21 protein-coding genes are annotated in these 21,108 nt (G+C 37.8%); 13 read left to right on the top strand and 8 right to left on the bottom strand.

Annotated elements, in window-relative coordinates; translation table 11 throughout:
- The 4 genes from BK574_RS13345 (at window position 1) to BK574_RS13330 (ending at window position 3,111) form a co-directional block, all read left to right on the top strand.
- Complete coding sequence (locus tag BK574_RS13345; protein WP_078428949.1) at window positions 1–381, top strand: GntR family transcriptional regulator; 381 nt, start codon at window positions 1–3, stop codon at window positions 379–381.
- Window positions 374–1,234 carry an ATP-binding cassette domain-containing protein gene (locus BK574_RS13340; RefSeq protein ID WP_078428948.1) on the top strand — a complete coding sequence of 287 codons (861 nt, stop codon included), beginning with the start codon at window positions 374–376 and terminating at the stop codon, window positions 1,232–1,234. Before BK574_RS13345 ends, BK574_RS13340 begins: the two co-directional genes overlap by 8 nt.
- Window positions 1,218–2,390, top strand: coding sequence for an ABC-2 transporter permease (locus BK574_RS13335; protein WP_078428947.1), 1,173 nt, complete (start codon window positions 1,218–1,220; stop codon window positions 2,388–2,390). Before BK574_RS13340 ends, BK574_RS13335 begins: the two co-directional genes overlap by 17 nt.
- A gap of 88 nt (window positions 2,391–2,478) precedes the next feature.
- Window positions 2,479–3,111: a YrrS family protein gene (locus BK574_RS13330; RefSeq protein WP_078428946.1), complete on the top strand. Its 633-nt coding sequence runs from the start codon at window positions 2,479–2,481 to the stop codon at window positions 3,109–3,111.
- 82 nt (window positions 3,112–3,193) lie between these two features.
- Here BK574_RS13330 and BK574_RS13325 read toward each other — a convergent pair whose 3' ends face one another.
- Window positions 3,194–3,403 (bottom strand): DUF2536 family protein, encoded by a 210-nt coding sequence (locus tag BK574_RS13325; RefSeq protein ID WP_075386780.1) that lies wholly within the window; start codon window positions 3,401–3,403, stop codon window positions 3,194–3,196.
- Between the two features lie 125 nt (window positions 3,404–3,528).
- Between BK574_RS13325 and mtnN the strand changes: the two genes are divergently transcribed.
- The gene (gene mtnN, locus BK574_RS13320) at window positions 3,529–4,227 is read left to right on the top strand and encodes a 5'-methylthioadenosine/S-adenosylhomocysteine nucleosidase (RefSeq protein ID WP_078428945.1); all 699 of its coding nucleotides are present in this window, start codon (window positions 3,529–3,531) and stop codon (window positions 4,225–4,227) included.
- 147 nt (window positions 4,228–4,374) lie between these two features.
- Entirely contained in the window at window positions 4,375–4,626 is a 252-nt protein-coding gene (locus tag BK574_RS13315) for a YrhC family protein (RefSeq protein ID WP_158211651.1), read from the top strand.
- A gap of 83 nt (window positions 4,627–4,709) precedes the next feature.
- Here the strand turns inward: BK574_RS13315 and BK574_RS13310 are convergent, their stop codons facing one another.
- The 3 genes from BK574_RS13310 to BK574_RS13300 all read right to left on the bottom strand — a co-directional run bounded on the left by BK574_RS13310 (window position 4,710) and on the right by BK574_RS13300 (window position 7,322).
- Window positions 4,710–5,282, bottom strand: a complete 573-nt coding sequence (locus BK574_RS13310; protein ID WP_078428943.1) for a YIP1 family protein — start codon at window positions 5,280–5,282, stop codon at window positions 4,710–4,712.
- A gap of 110 nt (window positions 5,283–5,392) precedes the next feature.
- Complete coding sequence (locus BK574_RS13305) at window positions 5,393–7,042, bottom strand: sodium:solute symporter family transporter (protein ID WP_078428942.1); 1,650 nt, start codon at window positions 7,040–7,042, stop codon at window positions 5,393–5,395.
- Window position 7,043: 1 nt separating this feature from the next.
- Entirely contained in the window at window positions 7,044–7,322 is a 279-nt protein-coding gene (locus tag BK574_RS13300; RefSeq protein WP_075386783.1) for a hypothetical protein, read from the bottom strand.
- A 349-nt stretch (window positions 7,323–7,671) separates the two neighbouring features.
- Between BK574_RS13300 and BK574_RS13295 the strand changes: the two genes are divergently transcribed.
- Window positions 7,672–9,165: an MDR family MFS transporter gene (locus BK574_RS13295; protein ID WP_078428941.1), complete on the top strand. Its 1,494-nt coding sequence runs from the start codon at window positions 7,672–7,674 to the stop codon at window positions 9,163–9,165.
- A gap of 5 nt (window positions 9,166–9,170) precedes the next feature.
- On the opposite strand, the gene BK574_RS13290 is transcribed toward BK574_RS13295, so the two are convergent.
- From BK574_RS13290 to BK574_RS13280, 3 genes are all read right to left on the bottom strand, one after another.
- Complete coding sequence (locus BK574_RS13290; RefSeq protein WP_238458019.1) at window positions 9,171–9,800, bottom strand: NUDIX hydrolase; 630 nt, start codon at window positions 9,798–9,800, stop codon at window positions 9,171–9,173.
- Between the two features lie 137 nt (window positions 9,801–9,937).
- Window positions 9,938–11,926, bottom strand: coding sequence for a S9 family peptidase (locus tag BK574_RS13285; protein ID WP_078428939.1), 1,989 nt, complete (start codon window positions 11,924–11,926; stop codon window positions 9,938–9,940).
- An 11-nt stretch (window positions 11,927–11,937) separates the two neighbouring features.
- Complete coding sequence (locus BK574_RS13280; protein WP_078428938.1) at window positions 11,938–12,381, bottom strand: Lrp/AsnC family transcriptional regulator; 444 nt, start codon at window positions 12,379–12,381, stop codon at window positions 11,938–11,940.
- A gap of 223 nt (window positions 12,382–12,604) precedes the next feature.
- Here BK574_RS13280 and BK574_RS13275 point away from each other — a divergent pair, with 223 nt between their 5' ends.
- From BK574_RS13275 to BK574_RS13265, 3 genes are all read left to right on the top strand, one after another.
- The gene (locus BK574_RS13275) at window positions 12,605–13,279 is read left to right on the top strand and encodes a response regulator (protein ID WP_078428937.1); all 675 of its coding nucleotides are present in this window, start codon (window positions 12,605–12,607) and stop codon (window positions 13,277–13,279) included.
- Window positions 13,280–13,384: 105 nt separating this feature from the next.
- Window positions 13,385–13,717, top strand: coding sequence for a hypothetical protein (locus BK574_RS13270; protein WP_078428936.1), 333 nt, complete (start codon window positions 13,385–13,387; stop codon window positions 13,715–13,717).
- 288 nt (window positions 13,718–14,005) lie between these two features.
- Window positions 14,006–15,748 (top strand): PucR family transcriptional regulator, encoded by a 1,743-nt coding sequence (locus BK574_RS13265; protein ID WP_078428935.1) that lies wholly within the window; start codon window positions 14,006–14,008, stop codon window positions 15,746–15,748.
- A gap of 197 nt (window positions 15,749–15,945) precedes the next feature.
- Here BK574_RS13265 and BK574_RS13260 read toward each other — a convergent pair whose 3' ends face one another.
- On the bottom strand, window positions 15,946–17,244 hold the full coding sequence (locus tag BK574_RS13260; protein ID WP_238458018.1) for a lysine N(6)-hydroxylase/L-ornithine N(5)-oxygenase family protein: 1,299 nt from the start codon (window positions 17,242–17,244) through the stop codon (window positions 15,946–15,948).
- A gap of 312 nt (window positions 17,245–17,556) precedes the next feature.
- Here BK574_RS13260 and BK574_RS13255 point away from each other — a divergent pair, with 312 nt between their 5' ends.
- The 3 genes from BK574_RS13255 to BK574_RS13245 are packed head-to-tail and all read left to right on the top strand — an operon-like array spanning window position 17,557 to window position 21,055.
- Window positions 17,557–18,765: a M24 family metallopeptidase gene (locus BK574_RS13255; protein WP_078428933.1), complete on the top strand. Its 1,209-nt coding sequence runs from the start codon at window positions 17,557–17,559 to the stop codon at window positions 18,763–18,765.
- A 22-nt stretch (window positions 18,766–18,787) separates the two neighbouring features.
- Entirely contained in the window at window positions 18,788–19,993 is a 1,206-nt protein-coding gene (locus tag BK574_RS13250; protein ID WP_078428932.1) for a cystathionine gamma-synthase family protein, read from the top strand.
- Window positions 19,994–20,017: 24 nt separating this feature from the next.
- Complete coding sequence (locus BK574_RS13245; protein ID WP_078428931.1) at window positions 20,018–21,055, top strand: homoserine dehydrogenase; 1,038 nt, start codon at window positions 20,018–20,020, stop codon at window positions 21,053–21,055.
- The last annotated feature ends 53 nt before the right edge of the window (window positions 21,056–21,108 follow it).

The following is a 21,108-nucleotide window of genomic DNA, read 5'->3' as shown; positions in this document are numbered from 1 at the left end:
ATGTGGATTCATCTATCGAATGAATCAAAGGAACCATTTTATAAGCAACTGAAAGATCAAATCAAACAGCAAATAATTGCCGGGAGCCTAACAGGAGATAAGGAACTACCGTCAATTAGGACACTTGCTAAAAACATTCATACGAGTGTGATTACTGTAAAACGGGCTTACTCGGAATTAGAGCAAGAGGGTTTTATTTATACAAGAGCAGGTAAAGGAACGTTTGTGAAGTCAACAGAAAAAAGCATTTTACAAGAGAAAGCAGAACAACAATTTGTAGAAGAAGCCAAACAATTATTGCTACGAGGAAAAAGCTTAGGACTAAATTCCGACGAAATGGTAACAATTATTCAGCGGATCAAGGAGGAAGAGAATGACTGATGCAGTGGCGATCGAACAAGGAATGCAAAGATATAAAGGTTTTCAATTAGGCCCTATCGATTTGAATATAAGAAAAGGCTTTATAACAGCAGTAATCGGTAGAAATGGTGCTGGTAAAACGACATTATTAAAAGGGATGTCGAATGTTACCCCTTTTACGTCAGGAGAAGTTGTGGTTGAGAGTTGTTCGTATGAACAAGATCGAGTGACCTTTAATAAAAAGATTTGTTATGTCTCAGATGAAGTAAATATGTATAGTGATTTTACAGTCCGACAAACGATCGATTTTGTTTCTTCTTTTTATTCCAATTGGGATGTAAACCTTGAACAAAAGTTGCTTCGTGAATTTAATTTAATGCCAAAGAAAAAGGTGTATGAGCTTTCAAAAGGAATGAAACTAAAGTTAAATATGCTTTTAGTTCTATGCTTTCATCCAGCGGTGCTTATTTTCGATGAACCTACAGCAGGATTAGACCTTGTAGCAAGACAAGAGCTATTGTTGCTATTACAGCAATGGATTGAGACGGGTGACAAGACCGTAATTTTATCATCACATATTACGACGGACTTTGAACAAATCGCTGATTTTGTTGTTTTTGTAAGAGAGGGTCAAATTGCACTTTATGATGAGAAGGACCGATTAAAAGACAACTATCTCTATTTCACAACATCACTTCAAATGAAGCTACCTAGATCTGGAATTTACGGCTACCAAAAAGGAGCATATGAAGTGACAGGCATTATCGACAAAGAGCATGGTGATGAGTTAGATGGACACTGTCGACCCCCAACATTAGATGAAATCCTATATTTTGTCGTTGAAGGGGGAGTAAATCATGCGATCTTTGATTAAGAAAGATTTACTCTCTTTAAAAAGCATTGCTATGATAGTTATTCCAATTACAGTTTTATTTCTATTTTTTATCGGATGGTATATTAGTAGAATGAGCGGATTTCGTTATAATGACCTAAGTGGAATAGTACTTTTCATTGCATTGTTTAATCTATTAATGAGTTATGGATTAATGACACATATTTGTCGTACAGAAGAATTGAGCGGTATTCATAAACGAATTTGGAAGTTGCCGATTTCAGTTCCATCAATTGTTTTAGCTAAGTTTTGTTCTTTACTAATTATTGCAGTTAGTATTAATGTCATTACGTTTGGAGCTTTATTTTTTGTCCAAGTAATATTAGGGCACTCTGTAGGGGTTGGCAACGCAGGTAGTGTGATTTTGTTCTTTAATGCACTTATTTTGCTATTCATTAGTTTTTATCTATTTTTCCATCTAAGTTTTGGTTCTTATGTTGCGACATGGATAGGTTGTCTGTTTATTTTTGGAGCGATTTTTCTCCCAATGTTTTGGAGCGTACCAACAGGTGTGATTTTCGGTCGACCTCTAGCGACCATTGAACCGCTATTAAATCAATTCTTTTTTATTATTACTTTATTATTAACTGTAGTGTCTATCTTGTTCTCAATTTGGAATTATCATAACTATCTTAACGTCAAAAAGAAAATATATATAACAGCTTCATTCATAGGTGTATTTTTTTTCCTGATGATAACGATGGCTAGTTCCGCTTTTGCCATGTCATCACCGCCCCTGAATACGAAGAAGAGTATTATTGAACACATATCTGTTGAACGTCTTAATTTAGAGCTTGAAAAAGAAGGAACTAATTATTCTAGTTATTCAGTCATTCAATATGAAGTTGTATTAACGGCATCGCATCTTTCAGACCCTAGATTACTAGATGAGTTGGGTATTAGTCTTGTCTTTCTAGATGAGGATCCATTGTTTTCGTATGTCGGTCCAGAATGGGGCACACATTATGGCAGTTGGTCCTATCACCAAAGCCAGCCGACGTTTACTTTATTTGGTTCAATTAGTGTCGAACCTAGAGATGTTGAACAGATTGAGCAATTGATTGGGGAAAGCCGTCCGCAAATAGCCATATATGAAAACTTTCACGAACTAGTACCAATTCGGGTAATTAATTACTAGTAAGGAAAAGGAAATAGTAGTAAAATAACTAGAAACATAGTAAAGCACATGATAGTATTAGGGTGGAATTGGGAAGGAGAGATGGCCAATGGACTACTCAACAAGGTATGAACAACGTAAAAAACGCCGTTTAAATCGATTGCTGAATGTAGCGATTGGAGTTGTAGCAATCTTAATTATATACTTTGCTATACAATTATTCTTTAGCTCTGGAAGCGAGGAAGCCATTGCTGATCACGATCAAGAAGAACAACAAGAAGAGCATAATGAAGAAAACACTGAACAACTAATTGAAGAGAATACAGATATCGATTCTGCCCAAGACGAAACAAGCAAAAACGAAATTGAAAATGAAGAACTACGGGAAGAAGATGAAGAGGAAGATGAAGAGGAAGGCTTCAATGATGAAGTTCGTCCTGGTGATTGGCAACCGATTGGAACGGTGCAAAGTGAACCATTTGAATTAGAGTCACAACACTTTTCAAAAGATCATGTTAACTGGAAGGAAATGACGCATGCTATCCAATATGCGACAGGTCTAGACGATGACATTACAATTTGGCGAATTGAAAATGGCGGTAATCCACAAAGCGCAGTTGGTACGGTTAGTGGTAGAGATAACAAACACACACCATACCGTGTTCGCATTGAATGGGTACCTGAACGAGGGTGGAAGCCAGTAGAGGTCATCCAGTTATCTGAAAACCCGTATCTTCGTTAAAAAAGATTAAAAGTGCTGTCCAAACGAAAGAGTCAGAAAGCCTTCATCTCAGAAGGGAAGACTGACTCTTAGTTGGGCAGCTTTATTTTTTTGCTTTAAAATGAACAATGGCAGTATAAATCGGCAAAGAAGTTTTTTCATGAATATATACATGGTGTTGGACTTGATGAACTTCTAGCATGAGTACTTGATTATTATCAATTTGCTCATTGATCTGCTTTTCTAACTCTTTAAAGCTTCGGGCTTCAAAACATTCAACTTTATCTCCAATATTATTTAAATGAATTTGCATACGTTTTCTCTCCCTTTCACTCCAATTTCAGTTATAATATACCAAGAACATTGGACATTGTATACTTTATTGATATTATTGGAAAAATGTTGAAGTGTACTGTTGTAACAGAAGGGAAGATACATATGAGAATTGGAATTATCGGAGCGATGGATGAAGAGGTTGAATTATTAAAAAGTAAGCTCGATGGCCGAGTAGATCAAACGATTGCAGGGTGTGAATTTCATCAAGGCTCTTTAAATGGTGTCGATGTTGTTTTACTTAAATCAGGGATCGGGAAAGTGAATGCAGCGATTGGAACGACTTTGTTAATTCAATTATTTAAGGTTGAAAAAGTTATAAATACGGGGTCCGCAGGAGGATTTCATGAAGATTTAAACGTGGGGGATATCGTGATCTCAACAGAAGTACGTTATAACGATGTTGACGCTACTGTTTTTGGTTATGAATTTGGTCAAGTCCCAAGAATGCCAGCGTTTTATACACCTCATACAGAGTTAGTTACCTTAGCTGAAGTCGCAGCGAATGATGTTGGGGTTCATTCGGTGAAAGGCTTAATTGTCTCAGGCGATTCATTTATGAGTGATCATGAACGAGTCGAAGACATTAAATCTCGTTTTAATAATCCATATTGTGCAGAAATGGAAGCAGGAGCCATTGCACAAGTATGTCATCAGTTTGAATGTCCATTTGTGATCATTCGGTCTCTTTCAGATATTGCAGGTAGCGATGCAAAAGTCTCCTATGATCAATTTTTAGAGACAGCCTCTATAAATTCAGCAAATCTCGTTTTACTTATGGTTGATCAACTCAAGAAGCAGTAAGAATAAGAAAGTTGAAGTCAAAAATTTGACTTAAGTGTTCTAATTAAATAAGGTATATCCTATAAGTTTCCTCTAGTAACAACAGTTACATCCTCTTCGTCACACCTTTCTATGATAGAATAGGAGAGTGTAATAGGAGGAATGTATATGGATGATAATAAGAAAATTCGTGAACTAAAAGGAAAAGCAGAAGACTATAAGCGTTTTGGTTTTATTTTATTGTCCTTAAGTGTCTTTATGTGTATTGGACTCCTCGTTCCCAACGAAGCTCCTTTGAGTGGAAATTATGCTGAGTATATGATGGGAGGAACGGTATTGTCATTAGTGACAGCGTTCATTTTTCATCGCAGAGCCATGCATTACCGAAATCAGCTAAATAATGAAGAGTATGGACAATAAATAGAAATAACATTATATATAAAGAAGAGGCCGACATCAAATGTTAGCCTCTTCTTCTTTAATGGTGCATTAGACACCGTTTATTAAGTTGCGGGCGGAATGACGATGTAGTAGATGCTAATAAAGAAAATAAAGATCACGAGCACGGATATATAAGCTTTCCATGGTACAAATTTCTGAGTGACTAATACAATTTTTACACATGTGATATACATCCAAGCAATCCCTACTATAACACCAACTACTGCGATAAAAGGTACAGTAGCATCGAGACCGTTAGCTATAAACCCCGGCATCGCAAGAATAGACGGGATCATCGCACCAGCGGATAGTCGGAAAATTTGACCTAGTAATCCAGGACCACCAAATCCTCGAGACGCTGCCCATAAAAGTAGAGAGAGAGCAACTCTCGTAAGAAACACCATAATAATGCCTGCAACGATGAAAAATCCAGGAACGACTATATTTCGTAAAAATTCAGCATCGAAGCTAGAAATGTAGTCCATATTTTGTTGAATAGAAATAAAGCCATAAATGAAGCCTAAAAGGATAGTAACAAGGTGACCCCATATATTCCATTTTGGAGAAGTTGTTAGTTCGGCTATAGCTTCGGTGTTTAGTAGGATGGTGCGAATATAAAGTATCAACCCTGCCATTAATATCCCCTCATTTTAAATCCATTTGTTTTGTATCATCTGTTAACTTCTGACTTTGTTGTTTAAAAATCTCTCATAAGCGCCGCTAAACGACGCTTATGCTTTTCTAATTAAAATTCCCAAGGTAGTATTGACCAAATTAAGATAGCAATACTTAATGCAGTAATAACGAACGCTCCAAATGTGCTGTTATAACGAGCAGGATTTACATCACTCCACCCGTGAATACGTTCAATTAATTTATGATCTGCTTCAGTTGGCAAATACTTTTGTAAAGATGGAATACGATTTGTAATATATGATACTACAATTAGTAAAATAAAGCTAAGTGGCACACATAACATTGCACCAGATAATCCCATACCGTCTGTTAAAGCATGTCCACTTACGACGATATTTGGTAAGACGAACGGAGAAACAATTACATATAATACACCGGCAAACACTGACGCTGCCATTGCACCGAATTTGTTTGCTTCTTTCCACCAAACACCCATGATGATCAGTGGTGCATTCGTAACACCGGCTAGTCCAAAGGCCCATAGAATACTTACGGTTAAGAATTCAGGTGGATTAAATGCTAGTAACACACTGACTAAACCACCCATTGCGATTGAAAAATAACCTAAACGTATTTTTGATTTACTAGTTAAGTTTGGTTTAAGCGTTGTAACGATATCTTGAGAAATTAACGCACCAATTGCTAATAAGTTACCACTTAATGTCGATAAACCTGCAGAAATCGCACCAGCAATAACGAGTGCTGTTACCCATTCAGGGTTATAAACAAGGTTAAGAATGATGGTAAGCTTATCCGCATCTGCAGCAGAAATCTCTACTCCAGAAATTTGCGTGTAGTACACACCTGCAAAGCCCATTGCATATGTTGCAGAGAAAACAAGACCTAATACTAGAGCGAACCACACCATAGCTTGTCTAGCACTTCTTAAACTAGAAGCTGTGTAAATACGCATCGCTAAGTGAGGTAACCCTAATGAACCAATTGTTAAAGCTGGAATAATAGCAAAATACCATTTTGATGAATATTGATAATCAAAAAATCCAGGCATTGCTTCAAGCATTGCAGGTACCATATCAGCATATAGAAGTGGAGGGAAGTACCAACCCGTTCCGCCCATTGCTTTCATAATTGCTCCAAGAGGTACGATGAACATAAGAGCGATTATGACCATTTGAATAGCGGCGTTGTTAGTAGCCCCGTTCATTCCACCTATGGTTACGTATCCAACAATTAGAACACCACCAACAATAAGTCCTGTAATATAAGGGATACCAAGGAGTGTTTCAAATGTAACAGCAATACCAATCATTTGCCCTAGTGCGTACATGATTGATACTAAGATCATAAATAATGCTGCAATAATGGAAGCGGATACACCATAACGCTCACGAACAAAGTGAGTAGGGGAGAAAGCACCCATACGACGTAATGAAGTTCCGTAAATAATTGTAATTAATGGAATAGCTAAAATCATTTGGATCCATAACATAACGAATGGAACTTGAAGGTTTAGGATTAATCCTGTTACTCCTAAGAATGTAGCTAAACTCATGTAGGTTGAAGCCATTGCTAGACCGTTTGTGATTGGACCAACGCCACCACCAGCAGCATATAAATCTTCAACGGATTTACTAGCACGATTGGAAAAGTAACTTACTGCATAAAAGAGTACGAATGTTGCTACAACGATTACGATTCCGATAACTGGATTGGATAATTGCCACACTTGTTCTTCCATATTAGCTTACTCCTTTCTCATGGCCCTTTTTCTCATTAGCCAATTGTTCGTTTTCTGCGTCAATTGCATCATCGATGTGATTTCCAATTTTACCTGCGATAAGAGTTAGAATGAAAATACCAAACCACCCAATAAGAATGGGTACGATATACATAATTGGAAACCCGAACAAGTTACCTTCTACAGGAAAGATAGAAAAGATAAAGCCGACATGTCCAGCTAATAGAAAGATTGCAGACATAATAATCGTAAACCAAACTTCTTTTTTATATGCACTCATTATAATTCTCCCCCTTTATTTTGTAAGTGCTTTCATTTTTACGGAAGGTTACTAACTAAAGATAAACTGAACAAACACTCAATCTGCCTTCATGTAAAAGATAAAAAGCTGAACAACCACTCGGTTTTTTTATATAGTAAACCCCGAATAGCGAAGACTGCGTAGAGATGAGAAATCCCCCTCACTTTCCATAGTAAAGTAAAATTAGTAAACTTAATTTGAATTTACACGAAGTTTCTGAAATTTTCAAGATAAAATCGTTGGAAAAGTTCATTAAATTTTCATTTTTATAATATTTTGCGTTAAAATTGGATTTAAATTACAGATCAGGGAAGAATAGGGTTAGAAAATGGAAAAATTATTAAAAAAACGGGAAACCAACAGACCAATCGTACTATTTGCGATTATTATGGCGATGTTTATGGCTGCTGTGGAGGCAACGATCGTTGCAACAGCTATGCCTGGAATTGTTGCTGAGCTAGGTGGCTTTAGTTTGTTTACTTGGGTATTTGGTGGCTACTTGTTAATGCAAGTTGTTTCAATTCCTATTTATGGGAAACTAGCAGATTTGTTTGGCCGAAAAATTATTTTTTCAATTGGAATATTCATTTTTTTGTTCGGTTCAATCTGGTGTGGTTTTGCAAACTCGATGGAATCGTTAATTATTGCTAGGTTTATCCAGGGGCTTGGAGCAGGCGCTGTTCAGCCCATTGCCACAACTATTGTTGGTGATATGTACACGAAGGAAGAACGCGCAAGCATTCAAGGGTACTTAGCGAGTATTTGGGGAATATCCTCTATCCTAGGTCCTGTCTTAGGTGGAGTATTTATACAGTACTTCCATTGGTCATGGATCTTTTGGATGAACATTCCATTTGGTTTATTGGCAATCGTCTTAGTAGGAATTTTCTTAAAAGAAAAAGTTGAAAAGACAAAACCAGCGATTGACTATTTTGGCTCGATATTAATTTTAATTAGCGTTGGTTCGTTAATGATGGTCTTAATTCAAGGTGGAGTAGAATGGGATTGGGTATCTCTTCCTATATTAATCTGTATCAGTTTGTTTGTTGTAAGTTTTATAGGTTTCATCTATCAAGAAAAACGAGCACAAGAGCCAATCATGTCAATGGAAATATGGGGAATTCCGTTAATTGTTGTTGCTAATATCGCATCGTTTACGTCAGGAGCCTTGTTACTTGCTGTTTCGTCTTTTCTCCCAACCTATGTACAGGGCGTCATGAACCAACCTGCAATGATCGCAGGTTTTACCTTAACAATGATTTCCATCGGTTGGCCCATTTCTTCAACAATTGCTGGGAAACTTTTACTTAAAATCGGCTATCGAAAGGCTGCTATCATCGGAGGGGTTTCGTTAGTGGTCGGGTCGTTGTTTTATTTAACGTTACCATTTATTCATCACCCTATTTGGGCAGGGTTAGGTTCGTTTTTTATAGGGGTAGGTATGGGCTTTTCAACTACGACTTTCATCGTATCGATCCAAAGTCATGTCGACTGGAAAAAGAGAGGGGTGGCCACAGCTTCAAATATGTTTATGCGTACATTAGGAGGAGCAGTAGGTGTGGCCTTACTCGGTGGTATACTGAACAGTCGTCTGAAGTCAAGTTTAGAAGGTGAAATCGATTCCGTAAATGTTGAGTTAAATATGGACATTGTTAATGTGATTTTAAATCCAGAACAAAGGCAATTACTCACGGAGTATGAAATTCAATTTATACAAGATGCACTTTCCCATGCTTTGGCTTATGTGTATGGTGGAATCTTTCTATTGGCGCTCATTAGTCTTATTTTAATTCTCTTATTGCCAAGAGATGAACGAGCCTAAGAGACTTAATGTTCCGATTTAATGAGTTCAATTAAATGATGAAGTATACGAGCGGTTAATCCCCAAATGACATATTGATCATAAAAATAGAAGAGCTCAGGAATGGTCTGGGTTCTTTTAGTTGTATAAGCCTCTCGGTTGGGAATTAGATCAAATGGAAAATTTTCATCAGGTTCAAAGTGAATATTCATCTTGTACAGTTCTGGCTCTGTTTGAAGTAAAAAAGATAACGGTACCGTAAAAATTTCTTCAACCTCGTGTTCACTAGGTGAAATATTATTTGGTGATAGAATTTGGCCAACATATGGAAAGATGGTCCCTCGAAACGGTGTAACGAGTACATCTAAAGGAGCAATAGACGTAATATCAGCTTCGGATAATCCTAACTCTTCGCATAACTCTCTTTTGGCGGTTGCTTCTTCGGATGTGTCCGTTAGATCGACCCTTCCCCCTGGAAAACAAACTTCACCTGGCTGGTGGGTTAATTGTTTAGAACGGACTTGAAAGAGTATATGCAGTTCTTTGTCTTTTTCAATGAATGGGACAAAGACGGCGGATTTAGACGAGCGAGCATCTAATACACCAGCTTCTCGTTGAGCTAACTTTTGTTTAATTTGATCTATGGTAACAGACATTTCCCCCATCTCCTTAAAGTTTTATACTTATCATATCAAAAAAGAAGCTAACTCATAAGTGTTTAGCTCCTCACATACGATAATTTTTCTCGTAGGGAGGGCGTATTACTCTACTTATGAGTCAGCTGCGGTTGTATTTAAAGTTTTTCGTTAAACCAGTTCACAAGATGATTTAAACGTTCGATACGCAGGTGTGGAGGACCACTACGTGAAAGTTCGTGGTTTGATTCAGGGAAACGAACAAACATCGTGTCTTTTTTCTGATGTTTTAAAGCAATGTAAAGCTGTTCGGCTTGTTCTATTGGACAACGGTAATCATTTTCACCGTGTAAAATTAATAACGGCGTTTCGATGTTGTTCACATAACGAAGTGGCGAGTGATACCAAAGCTTTTCTGGATCCTCTTGGAAGCAAGTACCAATTTCCCATTTCGTAAAGAAGTATCCGATGTCACTGACTCCATAAAAACTCGTCCAATTGGAAATTGAACGTAAAGTGGCTGCAGCTTTAAAACGATTTGTATGACCGACAATCCAGTTCGTCATGAACCCGCCGTAGCTTCCTCCAGTTACACCAAGGCGATTTTCATCAATATAATCAAAGTGTTCTAAAACATAATCGACAGCTGTCATTAAATCCTCATAATCTTTACCACCATAATCACCACGGCAAGCATTAACAAACTTTTGGCCATAACCGTGACTTCCACGTGGATTCGTATAAAGAACAACATACCCTTGAGCGGCTAAAAGTTGAAGTTCATGGAAGAATGAGTTGGCATACATCGCATGCGGACCGCCATGGATTTCTAAAATCATCGGGTATTGTTTACCTTCTTCAAAGTTATGTGGCTTCATTACCCAACCATGGACTTCCCAACCATCACTAGCTTTTGCTGTAATTGCTTCAGGGATGGATAAATGAACAGTGGATAGGAATTTTTCATTTACATGTGTTAGACGCGTTTTCTTTTTCTCGCCAATAACGATTTTGTATAGATCACCAGGATTCGATGCATCACTTAGGCCGATGATGGCAAACTGTCTATCCTCATCAAACGTGTATCCAAAAACATGTCCTTCTTCTGCAAATATTGGGGTAATTTCAAGATCCTTACCTATTGAGTAAAGGCTCGTATTCCCATTTTCACTTGCTGAGAAATAAATGGTATTTCCGTCTTTTGCCCAAACAGGACCTTGATTAGGATGACCTGAACGCATGTCGGAAATCGCTGCATCGGTAATGTGAACATCCCACGTTTCGGTAATGCAGCGTTTTTCCTTCGAATTTACATCAATAATATAAATCTGATTAATGGTAGCTCCTAAAAATTCACGTTCGTTTCCGAAACATGCGATATTTTTTCCGTCAGGTGACCAAGTGGGGTTGGTGTATACACCATTTTGGTCTGTTAATAATGTTAATTCTTTTGTTTCAGCATTTAATAAATACACATCTGAGATGATTTGATAATCTGCATCTTCTGCTCGGTTTGTTGAAAGCGCTATAAATTTACCGCATGGTGACCAAGAGCTAGGTTCATAATTATATTTTCCTGATGTTAGTTCTGTTACTTCTTTCGTCTCAACATGAATTAGGGCAAGTTGTTGATACGATTCGTTAGAAAAGCCTGTCGCATCCGATTTATATTTTAATCGGTTAATGACAAGTGGTTGAGATTTTTTCTTGTCTTCTTTCTTTTCTACTTGATCAAGAACTGTTTCATTTTCATCTAAATTTAATGACGTCTTATATAGTAATTGACTGCCACATGGGGACCATATAGGGTCAGATGCACCGTTTTTATTTGAAGTGAGCTGTTGTGGTTCACCGCCTTCGGTCGACATCACCCAAATTTGTGATTTTCCTGAACGGTTAGAAACAAAGGCAAGTTGCTTACCATCTGGAGAAAGCCGTGGTGAATGATCTCTTACTTTACCGAATGTCCATTGAATACTAGTAGGCTCGTCGAAACGTTGAAAGTAAAGGTGTGAGCGATACTCTTGGTCTTCATCAATGGTCGTTTTCACAAATACGAATTTGTTGCTACATGGAGCAATTTGTGGATCACTGACATTCGCAATTTTAAATAAATCCTCACTAGTAATTGGTCGTTTATTTGGCATATGTATCCCCCTTAATAAATTTCAAACGTATTTTTGTTAACTTCAAGTTGTACCATCACATTAGGTTTTCTAATACCTGGTGTGTCATTCAATTTTTTAAGAAAAGTTGTTAAATCATCATATGTTTTAACATTTACTTGAATGAGGAGTTGATATTCACCCGTTATTAAAGAAACGTGCCGAACTTCTTTAAAGCTCATCACTTTGTTCGTTACGTCATTCAGTTGTTGAGGTTCAATCCCAAGTTGAATAATAGCTGAAACTTTAAGCCCAAGAGATATGGGATTGACAACACCTACTACTTCTAATATTCCTTGATCGACGAGGGCTCTATAACGAGTCCTAACCGTTTTTTCGGTTACCTCTAATTGGCTGGCAATTTCAGTGAAAGACATTCTTCCGTCTTTAGATAGAAGTCGAAGGATGCTTTTATCTAGGTGGTCAATTTCTTTCAAACTAGCATTTCCCTCCTTTAGGTAGAAGTATGAAATAATAAGTCTAATTTAGTAATCACTACAAAGAAAAATTCCTAAAAAAAGTATGAATATACTGAATGATGACTTAAAATAGGAATAAATAAAGTATATAAAAAATATTCATAAAACTCAAATGTTTGCTATTTTTTAGGAGTTTCGTCGTATAATAGAGTAAGATGTATCTGTATTTGAGGTGAAAAAGGTGACGGCTATAAACATTTTAATTGCTGATGACCAAACGTTAATGAGGGAAGGGCTTAAGACGATCATTGATCTAGAAGAGGACATGAAAGTTGTTGCTACTGCCGAAGATGGACAAGATGCGATTGAAAAAACAAATGAAGCGAACCCGAATTTGATCTTAATGGATATTCAAATGCCGAATATGAATGGGATCGAAAGTTTGAAAAGGATTAAAGAAACACATCCAAATGTTAGAATTATTATTTTAACAACGTTTGCGGAAGATGAATATATTATAGAAGGCTTAGCGAGTGGAGCAGATGGTTTTCTTTTAAAGGATATGAACTACGATCAACTCATTCATTCAATTCGTGAAGCAGCAAATGGGCAGTTAATGCTTCCGACCGTCATTGCCACAAAATTGGCGAAACATCTATCTAAATATAATTCGATAATGGAAAATGAAATGAACGTTGTTAAATTAAAAAAGCAAGGTATTCACTTATCGGACCGAGAAAGAGAAATCGCATCACTTATTATGCAAGGTACTAGCAACCGCAAAATTGCAGAAGAACTTTATATTAGTGAGGGTACAGTGAAAAATTACATTAGTGAAATTTATAGTAAATTAGGTGTGAAAGACCGGGCCAAAGCGATCGTTTACTTAAAAAAATTACAAATGGAACAAGGTTAATCTAAAATGGACAACTTCTTTTTATTTCCCAAAAAAGAATGTGACATATTTTTCATGTTCTTGTAAATCCTATGATTAGGGTAGATAGAAAGGATTGAATAAATTATGGACAAAAAGCAACAAATGGAGCAAATTGTTAACCAATTTTTAGAGCAGGCAAATTCAATTCCTGCCGAATTAACATCAAAACTTAATGGAGTACAAGAACAACTTCAATCGATGTCTACAGATGAAGTTCATATGATGAGTGATCACGTTTTTTCTACTACTGCGAATGAACATGATCATCAAAAGAACCCACAAGCAATGCTACAATCCATGTATGGAGAGATGGAACGGTTATCTCGTCAACAAAATGAAAACCAACAATTACAAGAAGTCATTCAACAAATGAGATACTTTTTTAACATTGAAGAAAAAGATGGATTTTTCCCGTAAGCAAATCTAACAAAAATACTGTTAGAGTTATTTTAATTCCCTATACTAAGATTACAAGGTGCTCCTTAACAAGAGCTGGCTTCTAACTGTTCTCTCTCCAACTCCCCCTTAGTTGCTATCCAATAAGAATTGGATAGCTTTTTTTTGCCATTTACGAGTTTTTTAAAGGAATGTTTATTGAAAGGTGGAAAGGTATCAATAGGAAAAAACCTGTTTAATGCTAATAAATAGATGCACAGTGTAATAATGTGGTAGTAGGAGACTTTTTCGAAGAGGAGGCCACGGCATATGCAACTCACAATGAAAGATATTATGAATTTTGACTTGTTGGATTCAGCTCGTGTCCTATCTGGAGAAAAGTATTTAGAAGAACGCTTCGTAGAATGGGTATCGATAACGGAAAGTCCTGTTGAAAACTTTGTAAGGAAAAATGAACTCGTGTTGACGACGGGGATGGGCTGTGAACAGAGCATTGAAGCATTTGAACAATACGTTAAAGATGTGGTTAATTCCGAAGCAAGTGCATTAGCTGTTGCCACGGGCCGATTTATTTATGATATTCCAATTGAGGTTATACATTTTGCGGAACAAGAACAGTTTCCCATTATTGAAATACCATGGGAAATTCGATTTGCTGACATTACACACGAAGTAATGAAAGAGCTCACAAGAAGACAGCAACACGATTTGAAAGAATCAGAAAAAGTTCAACAACAACTTCTCAATATATTATTAAATGGTGGCAATCTTGAGAAAGTCGCGCAATATGTTGGAAAGCATATTCACGCACCTGTATTAATTACAGATAAAGAAGGTCTTATCAAAGGAAGTGCAAGACAAAATCAAGAAACTCGAAAACTATGGAATAAATTAAAATCAGATAGCAAAGTACCTAGTCAAGAAGTAATACAAGAAGATTCGACCCATCATCCACTTCATCAAAAAGTTCATAAAACGGACTATTTTCCTTGGACCGTTATCCAATTCCCGATCATTCAAGATGTTCATCGCGTTCTAGGTTATTTATTTGTTTTATTACATTCGACTCATTCTTTAAAGAACGAATTAAATGGTTTTTCTATTAATTTACTAGAGCACGCTTCAACGGTCTGTGCTTTATGGTTTTTACGTGAAAATGCTATTCTTGAAACGGAGTTCAAGTTGCGTGATGATTTTGTAAGAAGTATCGCGAAAGGAGATCTTACGTCATGGGAGAGGATAAGTGAGAGAGCAAGGTTACTTGATTATAACGTCAGTGTACCGTATGTGTGTATTGTTGGATACCCAGAAAATCTTCGAGCAATGTATGAAAATAGTGACCAAATCAAACATACGACTTACGAAAAATGGTTGCATATTATGGTTCACTATATCGAAGAAGAAGTGATTTTTGCTAGTCAGTCTTTAGAAAAGCAGTTACTTATGACCTATCAGCTAGACGAGTTAATTATTTTTTTAGAAGCGTCAATCGTGACACGAAAAGACAATGTTCATTATTTTCTGGATCTTTTGGAAAGAAGGTTAGGGAATTTATTACCTGGTGTCGTGATGTCATGGGGAATTGGCAGAGTCTATGATGAAGAATTAAAATTTTCGAAAAGCTATCGTGATGCGCAGCAATCTTTAGAAATTGGTAGACGGCAAAAAGGTCCTGGTCAGCGTTTGTATTATGACGACTCGAAAGTAGAGCGCGTTCTGTTGTCATTAAGTGAAAATGAAGAAGTTCAACATTTATCAGAAACGGTTATAACTCCTTTAGTTAATTACGATCGTGTGAGGCAAATGGAGCTCGTTCGTACCTTTATCGTGTTTACGCAGCATCATTATAATGTAAGTAAAACCGCCCGGACATTATCCCTTCACCGTCAATCATTACTTTATCGCCTTCGTAAAATTGAAAAACTTACAAGCTTATCACTCGTCAATCCCGATGATTTATTTTTATTAAATTTAAGCATTCGAATATGGTTAGCGACATCCGCACCTGAAGATGCTAGGTATTACATTTACTCACAATCCCCGCCAATTTAACAAACAGATTAGAAATATAAGCTCAGGACATTTTGATTTCATGTACCAAACCTTAATCGTCCAATTCAACTCGGAGTACAAATGGACTGTACGATTGAAACAGCTTTACGAGGCTGACACATACTGGTCACTCATGATAACCCGTTGAGACAGCCTCTTCTTTGGTTTAACCAGAGTAAATCTTCGTGCTCAAACACTTAAAACGTTTCTGCATCAAAATTTTGAAAAACATTTTTATCATAGATTGGAAATACTTCCTGCCCCAATAAGTTATTTATAATAATTTTATTTCTGTGAACAGCAAGCCCTAAATTTGTAGATCCAACTCCGTGAGAATGTGATATTCCGCTATGGACATATATTTGATTAGGAATATCGAGACGCAAACGATAATCTGCCTCCACCTCATACCTCCCTTTATCATCCCATTGAATATACGATGCAAGATTTTGAATAAAGTCAGGGACATTGGGACGGTAGCCAGTCCCTACAATAACGATTTCACTTTCATGGGTAAAATCTTTCTTTTGTTGCCATTGGTGACATAGAATTTCATATTTATTTCCTTTTTCCTGGATACTTTTAACTTCAGTTAGTACTTGTAAACCAACATTCATTTTTTCACCTGAGACGGAATGTTCATAAAGTAAATTATAAATATCTGTAATGGTATGTGAGCTAATTCCTTTATAAAGTAAATCTTGAGATGCAAAGATTTTATCTTTTTCTTCTTGAGAGAATTGATAAAAATAATTCACATAATCTGGGGAGAATTGTTCAACACTTAATTTCGATTCTTCCATCGACAAAAAACTTCGCGATCGAGTGATCCAATTCAATTGATAATGATGTTCCATCTGTTCTTTTAACAACTCACGAAACACCTCTGCTGCACTTTGGCCTGAACCAATCACAGTAATGGATTTCGCTTTTCTACACCGGTCTTGACGATTTAAAAACTCTGCAGTGTGGAAAACATGTTCGGTGGAGAGACCTTGAAAAGACTTTGGCATTACAGGAATACTACCAGTCCCTAATACAAGGTTTTTGCATCGATACGTCGTTGTTTCTTTCGTTTGAATTTGTTCAATCGTTACTACAAAGTTTTCTTCATTTTGTATGTAATCTAACGCAACGACTCTATTTCCAAAACGGCAGTTCTCTAATTTACTTGCTGCCCATTGACAATAATCATTATATTCTCTTCTTGGGATATCTAATCGCTCTAAAAAGTAAAAAGGGTACAAGCGATTCTTTTCGGATAAATAGTTTAAAAAGCTGTATTGACTAGTTGGATCAGCTAATGTTACTAAGTCTGCCATAAACGGAACTTGAAGCCTCGTCCCTACGATTAACATGCCTGGATGCCAATCAAATTCGGGTTTTTTATCGAAAAAAACGGATGTCACTTCCGGAATGTCATCGAGTAAAGCGGCAAGGCTTAAATTGAAAGGTCCAATTCCCACTCCTACTAAATCATACACTTCAGTTTCCAAATCATTTCCCCCTCCAAGTCTTTTCTTTCTATTATGAGGAAATTGGTAAAAATAATTCATAGTGAAGTATTCCCGTCCCAGATTTATTAGAAGTTACTCGGAATATGTTTACGTTACTACATAGTCGTAACAGTAAAAAGCTATCTAGTTACCCCATTTAGTAATAGGGCTAACAGTGTCAAAATGTAATATGCGTTCACAGAATCTTCTTACACTTTTTACAATATCGTGTCCGCTCTCGAAAGCTTATGATAATAACAAATAACAAAATGTAAGGGAAAATGCAGAAAGGGGCGAAAGGAGTGGAGGAAAATGCTCCATTTTACACATGGGGAATATCATGAACGCTTGCGGCGTACAAAAGAGAAGATGATCGATGAAGGGGTTGAAGTGCTAGTAGTGACGGACCCAGCCAATATGAATTATTTATCGGGCTATAATGGCTGGTCATTTTATGTTCACCAAGCACTTGTCGTCATCATTGATGAGCCGCAGCCACTTTGGATAGGAAGAGAAATGGATGCGAACGCGGCGAAAGTAACGAGTTGGCTTTTTCATGAGCATATTATTCCATATCCAGATTTTTACGTGAATTCGGATACGATTCATCCATATGATTTTATCGGGAACATTTTAAACCAAATTGGTCAAAGTAGGCGAGTTATCGGTCTTGAGATGGATAATTATTATTTTTCAGCCAAATGTTTCGAAAGATTACACAAAGCTTTGCCTCACGCGGTATTTAAAGATAGTACGAATTTAGTCAATTGGGTACGCATTATTAAGTCGGATACGGAAATTAACTATATGAAACGAGCAGGTCAAATTGCTATCCGCGCCATGGAAGTTGGTATTGATGCCATTGACGTAGGAATTCGTGAATGTGATGTTGCGGCGAAAATATTTGAAGCGCAAATTAAAGGAACACCTGAGTTTGGAGGCGACTATCCAGCGATTGTTCCACTGATGCCGGCAGGGGAACGAACGTCGACCCCGCATATTACGTGGAGTGATGAAACGTACAAACCAAATACGACCGTACTCATTGAGTTAGCAGGATGTTATCAAAGGTACCACGCACCATTGGCACGAACGGTAACGATTGGCGAACCTGATGAAAAAGTAAAAGACTTATCGGAAGTCGTCATTGAAGGCATGGAAGCAGCACTGAATGTGGTTAAACCAGGCATTACCTGTGAAGAAGTTGAACGCGCTTGGAGAAAATCAATTCACAAAAGAGGCTATCAAAAAGAATCAAGGATCGGTTATTCTGTCGGTCTAAACTATCCTCCAGACTGGGGAGAGCATACAGCAAGCTTACGTCCAGGAGATCAAACAATTTTAAAGCCGAATATGACATTTCATATGATTCTAGGCATTTGGATGGACGATTACGGAGTAGAGTTAAGCGAATCGTTTCGTGTGACGGATAAGGGCTATGAATTATTGGCGAGCTTCCCTAGAAAGTTGTTTGTGAAAGATGCAGAAAAGAAACAATGGCCAGGAGGTATGGGAGCGTAATTACATTAAGGGAGGAGATCGAATGGAGAACAAAATGAGGAAAGCACAAATGGGGACAAAAGCAGTTTGGGCTGGTGAGAAAGACTATCTCGTTCACGGGGCAACACAAGTACCTGTGATACCGAGTGTCGCTTACAACTATGATGATATGGATGAATGGTATGAAGTGGCCGTTGGACGTAAAAAAGGACATATTTACGGTAGAAATACAAACCCAACGGTGCAAGCTTTTGAAGATAAATTAAAACTTCTAGAAAATGCAGCGGCAGCGACTAGTTTTTCTACTGGAATGGCGGCGATTAGTAATACGCTCTATACTTTTTTAAGACCTGGCGATCGAGTCGTTACGATAAAAGACACGTACGGGGGAACGAACAAAATCTTTACGGAATTTTTACCGCAAATGGATATAAGCATTTCGTTTTGTGAAACAGGCAATCACGAGCAAATAGAAACAGAAGTTGCTAAAGGATGCAAAATTTTATATTTAGAAACACCCACTAACCCAACCGTAAAAATTACCGACATCAAACGAATGGCAAAAGCAGGACACGAAGCGGGAGCAATTGTCATTGTCGATAATACGTTTGCGACACCTTTAAACCAACAGCCGTTAGAACTCGGTGCCGATATTGTCCTTCATAGCGCGACTAAATTTCTTGGTGGGCATGCGGATGCATTAGGGGGAGTGGCTTGCAGTAACAATGAAGAATATATCGAAAAAATTTATCATTATCGTGAAATCAATGGAGCAACGATGGACCCGTGGGCCGCATATCTCATCCTACGTGGAATGAAGACGCTCGAACTTCGCGTTCGCCGTCAAGAAGAAAACGCATTAAAACTAGCAAACTATTTAAAATCAGAAGAAATAGTAGAGTCCGTTTTCTATCCAGGGCTTGAAGAACATCCGAATCATGACATTGCAAAACAACAAATGGTTGGTTTTGGCGGGATGTTGAGCTTTGCTGTAAAAGGTGGCATAGATACTGTGAAAAAACTTTTACCAAACCTCACATTCGCGAATCGTGCAGCCAACTTAGGCGCAGTAGAAACAACGGTCGGTCCTGCAAGAACGACAAGTCATGTGGAATGTACGCCAGAAGAACGAAAAGCGATGGGCATTCCAGAAGGATTAATTCGGGTTTCCTGCGGAATTGAAAATGCGGAAGATATCATCAACGATTTTAAAGAAGCCTTTACGTACGCGAAAGAGGCAGTTCGATAGCCACTTCAGGAGGAGGCGAAATTTTTGCAAAAACTAGCTTTATTAGGATTTGGCACCGTCGGCCAAGGGCTGGCTGAAATCTTGCTCCAAAAAAAAGATGCCTTAAAAGCGGAAACAGGTTGGGAAGGCAAAGTCGTTGCGATTTCCGATATGATAAAAGGTTCGATTTATGATCCAGAAGGAATTGATATCGAAAAAGCCTTAGCGATTGTGAAAAAAACAGGAACGTTAGACGATTATCCTGAAAGTGAGGGGCTCATTCGTGACCTAGATAGCTTTGAAACGATTGAACAGACGAATGCAGATACGATTGTTGAAGTGACATTTACAGATGTAAAAACAGGTCAGCCTGCCATCGATCATTGCAAAACGGCTTTTGCGGCTGGAAAGCATGTTGTGATGAGTAATAAAGGACCAGTTGCACTCGCCTATAAGGAACTCTCACAATTAGCGAACCAACACGGAGTTCGGTGGGGATTTGAAGGGACAGTAATGAGTGGAACCCCTGCGCTGAGAATGCCACTGACTGCACTAGCTGGTAATGACATAAATGAAATTTCAGGCATTTTAAACGGAACGACCAACTATATGTTACTCAGAATGGAGGAAGGTCTTTCCTATGAAGAAGCGTTAACGGAAGCTCAAAACAAAGGGTTTGCCGAAGCTGATCCAACGAGTGATGTGGAGGGCTATGACGCTCGATATAAAATTGTTATTCTCGCCAATACGGTCATGAATACGACTTTAAAAGTGGATGATGTTGCTTGTGATGGAATTACGCAACTCACTCCCTATGATATTAAAAAAGCGAAAGCACAAGGAAAGCGGTGGAAGCTCATTGCTCGCGTACGAAAGGAACATGGTGTCGTCAAGGCATCGGTTCAACCTGAAATGATGGATGAAACACATCCGTTAGCTCAAGTTCAAGGTGTTATCAATGCCGTATCCTTTGAGTGTGATCTCGCAGGAACGATTACGCTTTCTGGTCCTGGAGCTGGGCGGACAGAAACAGGCTACTCGTTATTAATTGATTTGTTGAATATTTACAGAAATCACTTATAGAAAAGGTGGTGCAGAGATGGAGTTGTCGTTCTCCATCTCCTCGCATCCTAACG

This window comes from Alkalihalobacterium alkalinitrilicum, from assembly GCF_002019605.1.
Lineage (GTDB): Bacteria > Bacillota > Bacilli > Bacillales > Bacillaceae_F > Alkalihalobacterium > Alkalihalobacterium alkalinitrilicum.
The sequence above is the reverse complement of the archived record's forward strand: the minus strand, read 5'-3'. Positions and strand labels throughout refer to the sequence as shown.